This window comes from Siccirubricoccus deserti (assembly GCF_014283215.1).
Lineage (GTDB): Bacteria > Pseudomonadota > Alphaproteobacteria > Acetobacterales > Acetobacteraceae > Siccirubricoccus > Siccirubricoccus deserti.
Genome location: NZ_JACOMF010000110.1, coordinates 1 through 7,605, shown reverse-complemented (window position 1 = coordinate 7,605; position 7,605 = coordinate 1). Strand labels below are relative to the sequence as shown.

General features: G+C 68.9%; 11 protein-coding genes. 7 read left to right on the top strand and 4 right to left on the bottom strand.

Annotated elements, in window-relative coordinates; genetic code table 11:
• The first annotated feature begins 190 nt into the window (after window positions 1–190).
• Both H7965_RS27785 and H7965_RS27780 read left to right on the top strand, forming a co-directional pair.
• A complete protein-coding gene (locus H7965_RS27785; protein WP_186773779.1) occupies window positions 191–496 on the top strand; it encodes a hypothetical protein in 306 nt (101 codons plus the stop codon).
• Window positions 497–569: 73 nt separating this feature from the next.
• Window positions 570–1,202, top strand: coding sequence for a glutathione S-transferase family protein (locus H7965_RS27780; RefSeq protein ID WP_186773778.1), 633 nt, complete (start codon window positions 570–572; stop codon window positions 1,200–1,202).
• A gap of 27 nt (window positions 1,203–1,229) precedes the next feature.
• Here the strand turns inward: H7965_RS27780 and H7965_RS27775 are convergent, their stop codons facing one another.
• The 3 genes from H7965_RS27775 to H7965_RS27765 are packed head-to-tail and all read right to left on the bottom strand — an operon-like array spanning window position 1,230 to window position 3,919.
• Entirely contained in the window at window positions 1,230–2,453 is a 1,224-nt protein-coding gene (locus tag H7965_RS27775; RefSeq protein WP_229682833.1) for an MFS transporter, read from the bottom strand.
• Complete coding sequence (locus H7965_RS27770; protein ID WP_390624635.1) at window positions 2,450–3,385, bottom strand: aminotransferase-like domain-containing protein; 936 nt, start codon at window positions 3,383–3,385, stop codon at window positions 2,450–2,452. Before H7965_RS27770 ends, H7965_RS27775 begins: the two co-directional genes overlap by 4 nt.
• 12 nt (window positions 3,386–3,397) lie before the next feature.
• Window positions 3,398–3,919, bottom strand: coding sequence for a GntR family transcriptional regulator (locus H7965_RS27765; protein WP_186773776.1), 522 nt, complete (start codon window positions 3,917–3,919; stop codon window positions 3,398–3,400).
• 180 nt (window positions 3,920–4,099) lie between these two features.
• Between H7965_RS27765 and H7965_RS27760 the strand changes: the two genes are divergently transcribed.
• The 5 genes from H7965_RS27760 (at window position 4,100) to H7965_RS27740 (ending at window position 7,166) form a co-directional block, all read left to right on the top strand.
• A complete protein-coding gene (locus H7965_RS27760) occupies window positions 4,100–4,684 on the top strand; it encodes a LysE family translocator (RefSeq protein ID WP_186773775.1) in 585 nt (194 codons plus the stop codon).
• 117 nt (window positions 4,685–4,801) lie between these two features.
• Window positions 4,802–5,017: a DUF1127 domain-containing protein gene (locus H7965_RS27755; RefSeq protein ID WP_186773774.1), complete on the top strand. Its 216-nt coding sequence runs from the start codon at window positions 4,802–4,804 to the stop codon at window positions 5,015–5,017.
• 100 nt (window positions 5,018–5,117) lie between these two features.
• The gene (locus H7965_RS27750; protein ID WP_186773773.1) at window positions 5,118–5,861 is read left to right on the top strand and encodes an SDR family NAD(P)-dependent oxidoreductase; all 744 of its coding nucleotides are present in this window, start codon (window positions 5,118–5,120) and stop codon (window positions 5,859–5,861) included.
• Window positions 5,862–5,877: 16 nt separating this feature from the next.
• Complete coding sequence (locus H7965_RS27745; protein WP_229682835.1) at window positions 5,878–6,348, top strand: cupin domain-containing protein; 471 nt, start codon at window positions 5,878–5,880, stop codon at window positions 6,346–6,348.
• A 2-nt stretch (window positions 6,349–6,350) separates the two neighbouring features.
• Window positions 6,351–7,166: an isocitrate lyase/PEP mutase family protein gene (locus tag H7965_RS27740; RefSeq protein WP_186773772.1), complete on the top strand. Its 816-nt coding sequence runs from the start codon at window positions 6,351–6,353 to the stop codon at window positions 7,164–7,166.
• Window positions 7,167–7,309: 143 nt separating this feature from the next.
• Here the strand turns inward: H7965_RS27740 and H7965_RS27735 are convergent.
• Window positions 7,310–7,605, bottom strand: a 296-nt coding sequence (locus tag H7965_RS27735) for a transposase (RefSeq protein WP_186773771.1), incomplete at its 5' end; no start/stop codon positions are given.

The following is a 7,605-nucleotide window of genomic DNA, read 5'->3' as shown; positions in this document are numbered from 1 at the left end:
GCAAAGGTCGATTCCCACTCCGCTGCCGCTTCGATCATGCGCCACCTCACCGGGCCGCACCTCAATCGGAACGTCCATCAGCTTACCAGCCGGGATCTCAGGCCAACAGAAATCTGCCGAAGTAGTGCTGGGTAGCCCCGGGCGGCCGCCGTCCGTGTAGAGCGCGCCGAACTCCCGCGGAGAGCCCGCCATGGCTGATGGCGGCAGCGAGGTCGCCGGAGGCCCGCCGGGATTTGCGGGCGCGGCGCTGTTCCAATGGATCAATCCGAAGGCATGGCTGGCCGCGGGCAGCGGCGCGGTCGCCTATGGCGCGGATGCTGCCGCGACCTTGGCGCTCGTCTTCCTCGGCGTCAGCACGCTCTCCACCGTGGCATGGACGCTGGTCGGAGTAGGCGCGGCCAGGATCCTGCGGTCACGGCGTCGCATACGGGTCTTCAATGTGCTGATGGCCGCTCTTCTCATCGCCTCGATGCTGCCGGTGATACTGGCAAGGTGACAACGCAGTGGCACGCCGCATCGCCGCGGGCAACGCGCGCGGCAGGAAACATCTCGAATCTAGGGAGGCGAGGATGATCCTCATCGGCCAGTATGATTCGCCTTTCGTCCGGCGTATCGCGATCGCCATGCGGCTCTACGACCTGCCCTATAAGCACCTGCCTTGGTCTACGTTCGGCGACGCGGATCGCCTGGCCGCGCATAATCCACTCAGGCGCGTGCCCACCCTCATTCTCGACGATGGCGATGCCCTCATCGACAGCGTGGCCATCCTCGATCATCTCGACGAAGTCGTGGGCCCGGAGCGAGCGTTGATGCCTGTAGCCGGGCCCGCGCGCAGGGCCATGCTGCGAATCACCGTCATGGCGACCGGCCTGTGCGATAAGATGGTGAGCCTGGTTTATGAGCAGGTGTTGCACGATCGGCCGTCCGAAGTCTGGATGTCACGTTGCGCGGCGCAGATCACCGGTGTTCTAGATGCCCTGGAGGCCCAGCGAGCCGCCTGCACGCAGCCATTCTGGGCGGGCACCGCGCCGGGCCACGCCGATATCGCGGTCGGCTGCGCGCTGCGCTTCCTCTCCGAAGCGCATCCGGCCTTACATGCGCCCCGACGTCATCCACATCTGGCGGCGCACGCAGCAAGCTGCGAGGCAATGGAGGTGTTCAAGGCTGTGGTGCAGGCCTTCGATCCACCGCGACGGAAATAGCGCGCGCCGCGTTGACGCGCCGACGCGTCAGGGCGCCGGCGCTGCAGCCGTCACGGACACCGTCTGGCTGGGCCGCGCATCGATCGGGAAATGCAGCGCGGCAGCGACGAAGCCGGCCAGTGCCGTCGCAATCCACACCAGCCCGTAGGAGCCGGTCAGGTCGAACACCAGACCTCCTGACCAGGATCCGGCGAAGGACCCCAGTTGGTGGCTGAGGAAGCAAAGGCCGAACAGCATGCCCAGATGGCGCACGCCGAACAGCCTGGCCACTAGCGCGCTCGTCAACGGTACCGTGCCCAGCCACATCAGCCCCATGGCGGCGGCGAAGGCGAACAGCACTGGCCCATTCTTCGGAGCCAGGAAGAACAGAAGTATCACTCCGCCGCGCAGCAGGTACAGCCAGCCCAGCACCTGCTGCTGCGGCAGACGCCCGCCGAGCCAGCCGCAAGCCCAACTGCCGAGCATGTTGAACAGCCCGATCACCGCCAGCGCCATGGCGCCAGAGCCGGAGGGCATGCCGCACAGCGTAAGATAGGCCGGCAGGTGGGTGCCGATGAACGCCAGCTGGAATCCGCAGGTGAAGAAGCCGAGGGTGAGAAGACGGAAGCTGCGATGCACCATCGCCTGCCTCACGGCTGACCGCCACGTCATGTCGGGCTCGGCCGCCACTGCGGCGGCAGGGGCGCGGCCCAACAGAATGCCCAGCGGAGCAGCCAGCAGCAGACACGTGGCAAGCGTCAGCAGTGAGGCAGTGACGCCGCTATGATTGTTCACACCCTGCGCCAATGGCACGAACAGCGCTTGGCCAAGGGAGCCGCCCGCACTGGCCAGGCCCATGGCCATGCTTCGCTGCTCCGGCGCGACAACCCGGCCTAAGGATGCCATCACCACGCCAAAGGTGGTGCAGCTGACGCCCATGCCCACCAGCACCCCCATGCCGACCAGCAGCGCTGTCGTCGTGTCGGACAGGGCAACGAGCGCAAGCCCCAGCGCGTAGAGCACAGCACCGACCGCGACCACGGGCGCAGGTCCGAGACGGTCCGCCGCTGCACCGGCAAATGGCTGTGCAAACCCCCATGCCAGGTTGTGCAGGGCGATGGCGAAGGCGATCAGCCCGAGCGAATGCCCAAAGCCCTGGGCTAACGACTCCAGATAGAGGCCGAAGCTCTGCCTAGCGCCCATGGCGATGCTCATGATGGCGCAGCCGGCGAGGATGGCCGAGGTCGCGCCCATGCGGGCAGTGGTGTTCACTTGCCCTCTCCCGTCAGCAGCGCCGCCAGCACCTCCATGATCCGCGGGTCGGTGCTGCGGCTAACATTGAAGCGGAAGTGCCGGCTGGGCTGCCGGCCGGGCCGAAAGAGTGTGCCGCCGGCCAGCGCCAGCCCCCGTGCGCGGGCGGCGGGGATCAGCCCGGCGGATGCATCCCGCGGCGCCTCGGCCCACAGGAACATGCCATCATCCCCGTCGGCGATGCCGAAGCCCAGCCCACGCAGCCGCGTCGCCACCAGCCCCCTCGCGGCCGAGAGCCGCGCCCGGAGTGTCTCCAGGTGCCGCCTGTACTGGCCGGAGGAGAGCAGTTCGAGCAGCCGCCGCTCCTCGACGCTGGATCCGGTCAGGGCCGTCGTCACCTTCGTCCGCAGCAGCGCCTGCGTGCGCTCCCGCGACGCCGCCACGAAGCCGGTCCGCAGGCCCTGCCCGACCAGCTTGGTGAAGCTGCCGATGTGGAGGACGGTGGCGCCGCCATCCATCTGCATCAGCCGCACCGCCTTGCCGCCATGCAGGTCGCCATGGGCGTCGTCCTCCACCAGCAGCAGCGCGTTCCGCTCGGCAATGCGCAGCAGGCGATGCAAGTTGGCCGCGGTCGCGGTTCCGCCCGTGGGATTGTGCAACACCGGCTGCACGAAGAACGCCTTCGGCGCTTCCGTCCGGCAGGCGCGTTCCAGCGTCTCCAGGCAGGGGCCGTCAGCCAGGCGCGGGACAGGGACCAGGCGCAGGCCACGCTGCTCCAGCATCGGGAACAGCATGAAATAGCCGGGATCCTCCACCAGCACCGTGTCGCTCGGCTGCAGGAAGGTCTGGATGACGAGCTGGAGCGCCTGGGAACCGCCCGCCGTCATCAGCAGCGCTTCCGGGGCGGCCACGATGCCGCGCGAGGCGAGGCGCTGGCCGATATGCTCGCGGATCTCCTGCCCGCCTTACGGCGGCGCCGCGCGGCGCAGATGAGCGGACAGGTTGCGATGGAAGCGGGCCAGCACACCACTCTGCCAGGCGGCTTCGGTCCAGCTTTCGGGCAGTACGCCGCCGCCGGGGCAGAGCACATCCTCCCGAGCTTCCAGCATCGCCATGGCGATCCCTTCGGCCAGGGTCGGGTCGAGGACAGGCAGCGGCGCCGGCGGCGGCAGCTCGGAGGGGCGGATGACATAGACGCCGGAGCCGGCGCGCGAGTTGGCCAGCCCCATGTCGATCAGCCGCGCATAGCCTTCCACCACGCTGTGCACGCCGATGCCGCTGCGCCGCGCCAGGGTGCGGATCGACGGCAGCCGGGCGCCGTGCGGCAGGGTGCCGGCCCGGATCAGCGTGGCCAGCTGGCTCGCGATCTGGTCGGCGAGCGGTTCCGACGCACGGCGGTCGACCTCCACGGCAAGCCGCGCATGCCCGCCGAGGACCAGCCGCAGCGGCGGCCTGGCCACTGCGGCGGATGGCGATTCCCTGGCCATGCATTGTCTCCAAATCATCGCTTCGCGTGAGCATCCGCAGGTGGGGCGCGCCAGACAAGGCACGATGGCGCCCCTTCCGAGCCAACTGTGTCGGCGTTCCGGTGGCACAGTTCGCGGCGTCCGTACCTGGGCGGCAGCCCTACTGCCACCAACCCTGCGCGATCCCATTCGGAGCATCCGATGACGACAACCTGGCCGCTATGGGCCTTCGCCGCCGTTGCCGCCTTCACGCCAGGTGCTGCCACCGTCCTGGTCATCGCTTCGGGGGCTCGGTTCGGCCTCCTGCGCTCACTGCCGCTCGTCCTGGGCCTGGGATCTGGACTCGGCCTGCTGGGATGCCTTGTCGGCAGCGGTCTTGGCGCGGCGCTCCTCGTGCTGCCTTCGGTCCAGGACATGCTGCGAGTGCTGGGCTCGGCCTATCTGCTCTGGCTCGCTGGGCGCATCGCTCGGGCCGGGCCGCCCTGTGGCAGCACCGCGGCGCCGGGTGGGGTGCTGCTGGGGCTGCTGCTGACCTTGCAGAACCCCAAGGCCTGGGCCGTCACACTCAGCGCGGCTGCATCCTTCTCGGGGCTCGCGGAAGGGCCTGCCGGCCTGGCGCTGCTGCTGGGCTCCAGCTTCGGAGCCTGCGCGTTGCTGGCGCTGTCCTTCTGGTGCATGGCCGGCCAGGAGATGGGGCGCCGGCTGCACAGCAGGCAGCAATGGGCGATCGTGAATGGCACGCTCGGCGCACTGCTCGCCGCCTCGGTCATTCCCATCTGGCTTTGAGCATTCCGGTTCGCATCCCCATGGCAGAAACCGTGCTGGCCGGGCGCGGATGCAGTTCGACGCCAAGCAGGCCGGCCGTGGCCTGTCGGGGGCGGTTGCAAGGCGGAAGATGCGATCATGGAAAACCGCCCCGCCCCTTCGGGCCCCGGCGTCACCGCCGGCATTTGCCGCATCGGCCGGCTGGCCGGCGCCTGGACGAAATTCGTGCATCGCCTGCGCTGTCACCGCCAGCGCCTTCATCTGGCCGAGATGGACGAGCGGATGCTGCGCGACATCGGCGCAAGTCGGAGCACGGTCTGGCACGAGCAGCGCAAATGGTGGTGGCAATTGTGACGTGCGCAGAAAGCGAAGGATTGCCGATGCGGCGAATAAGCACTTCTGACTTTGCCGCCGGGGATCGGCGCGCCAGGCTGAGGCACAGGAGATGGTCCGCATGTCGTCCGAATTGGTCGTCGTCACCGGTGGCAGCAGGGGCATCGGTGCCGCCATCGCAATCGAGCTCGCTCGCGGGGGATATCGGATTGCCATCGGCTGCCGGCATCCGGAGGAGGCGGCCGATGTGGTCTCCGCCATTCTCCAGGAAGGCAGCGAGGCGATCGCCATGCCGCTCGACGTGACGAGCGAGGACGGGATTCAGCGCTTCCTTGCTGATGCGCAATCCCACTTCGGTGCCCTGCATGCGCTGGTGAACAATGCCGGCATCACCGGACCGCTCGGTGCCTTCGCAGAGCTCGAGACGGTCTGGATGCGGCGGGTCGTCGAGGTGAATCTGACCGGCACCATGCTCTGCGCCCAGGCCGCCCTGCGCTGCTTCGGGGCGGCCGGGGCCAAGGGGCGATCGATCGTGAACATCTCCTCCATCGCGGCCCAAACTGGCAGCCCCGGCGAATACGTGCACTACGCCGCCAGCAAGGCCGCCGTCGAAGCCTTCACGCTGGGTCTGGCGCGGGAGGTGGCGGCGCTCGGCATCCGAGTGAACGCCGTGGCGCCCGGTACCGTGAACACCGGCATCCATGCGCTGGCCGGGGACCCAAGCCGCCCCGCGCGCGTCGCCACGCGGGTGCCGATGGGAAGGGTGGGCGAACCGCAGGAGATCGCCTCGGCGGTGGGCTGGCTGCTGTCCGATGCGGCCTCCTACTGCACGGGGACCGTGCTCCGGGTGTCGGGCGGATTGTGAGCCAGGGAGAAACGGCATGACACATCCCGTTGCGCTACCGGCCATGGAGGTCGCTCCACGGGCACGGCCCTCGAACTATCCGCCTGAGTTCGCCGTGCGCATGGCCGGTCGGGTCAAACGGGCGCTGGGCGATGTCTTCGGGCTGCGGAATTTCGGCGTAAACCTCACCGAGCTGGCGCCGGGCGCGGCCTCCGCGCTGCACCACATGCACAGCCGCCAGGACGAGTTTATCTTCATGCTGGAAGGCCGGCTGGTGCTCGTGACCGGCGACGGCGACGAGACGCTATTGCAGCCGGGGGACTGCGCGGGCTTTCCCGCCGGCGGGCCTGCCCATCACCTGGAAAACCGCGAAGCCGAGGCCGCACGCTATCTCGAACTGGGCGATCGCACCGAGGGGGACGAAGTGTCCTACCCGGCTGACGATCTCGTCGCTGTCAGCGCCGGGTCCGGCTGGCTCTTCCGGCACAAGGACGGGAGGTCGTATTGACGATGGCCGGATCAACCGTGATGGCCGGCGGGCCTGGAACCAGGTTCCGGGATCTGCACGAGGGCGCCGGCCCCTTCATCCTCGCCAATGCCTGGAGCGTCGGCTCGGCCATGCGCCTCGAGGCGATGGGCTTTGCGGCCATCGGCACCAGCAGCGCGGCGCTGGCGGCCGAATACGGCCTGCCGGACAATCAGGCCGGGCGGGACAGGGTGCTGTCCCATGCCGCCGCCCTGGCGGCGGCGACCTCGCTGCCGGTCTCGGCCGATCTGGAAGATGGCTTCGGCCCAGGCCCCGAGGATTGCGCGGAGACGATCCGCATGGCCATCAGCGCCGGGCTGGCGGGCGGCTCGATCGAGGACTTCACCGGCGACGAGATGCGCCCGATCCATGACTTCGATCTCGCAGGCGCGCGTGTCGCCGCGGCGGCCGCTGCCGCGAAGGCGAGCGGTACGGGCTTCGTGCTGACCGCCCGGGCGGAGAACCATGCCTGGGGGCGCGAGGACTTGGCCGACACCATCGCGCGTCTGCGCGCCTTCGAGGCAGTGGGGGCGGATGTCCTGTTCGCGCCCAACCTGCCCAGCATGGATGCCGTGCGCGCCGTCTGCGCTGCCGTGAAGCGCCCGGTGAATGTGCTGATGGGTCCCACAAGCCCGGATTGGACCCTGGAGGAACTTCGGGCGGCAGGCGTCCGGCGGGTCAGCCTGGGGCACGCCGTTGCGAAGGTGGCGGAAGAGACCTGGACCGCTGCGGCCGCGGGCGTGCTGCGGAATGGGCGCTTCCGCTACCGGAGCGCCGTGGTCGAACGCCTCGGGCGATGAGTGGCGGTGAGGCCGTCAACATCCCATGCCGGGATGGGGTGCTGCTGGGCGGGCATCTGTGGCACGCAGAAGGGGCCACGCACGGGGCGGTGGTGGTGAACCCGGCGACTGGCGTCCTCGCGCGGTACTAGGGCGGAATCCGATCATTCTGGTTCATAGCCTGCGGCGGTGAAGTAGTTTCGGCACTCTTCCGGGGTAAAGCGTGGCAGGGCGTCGCGGATGGCATCCCAGAGCCCGTCGATGGTCCGCGCGGCGGCCTTGCGGAGGATGGCTTTCAGTTTGGCGAAGGCGTTCTCGATCGGGTTGAAGTCGGGCGAGTAGGGTGGCAGGTGGAGCAGCCTGGCGCCAGCCGCTTCGATGGCGGCGCGGACTGCTGGGCGCCGGTGCGCGGGCAGGTTATCCATGATCACGACATCGCCGCGATGCAGACTGGGTACCA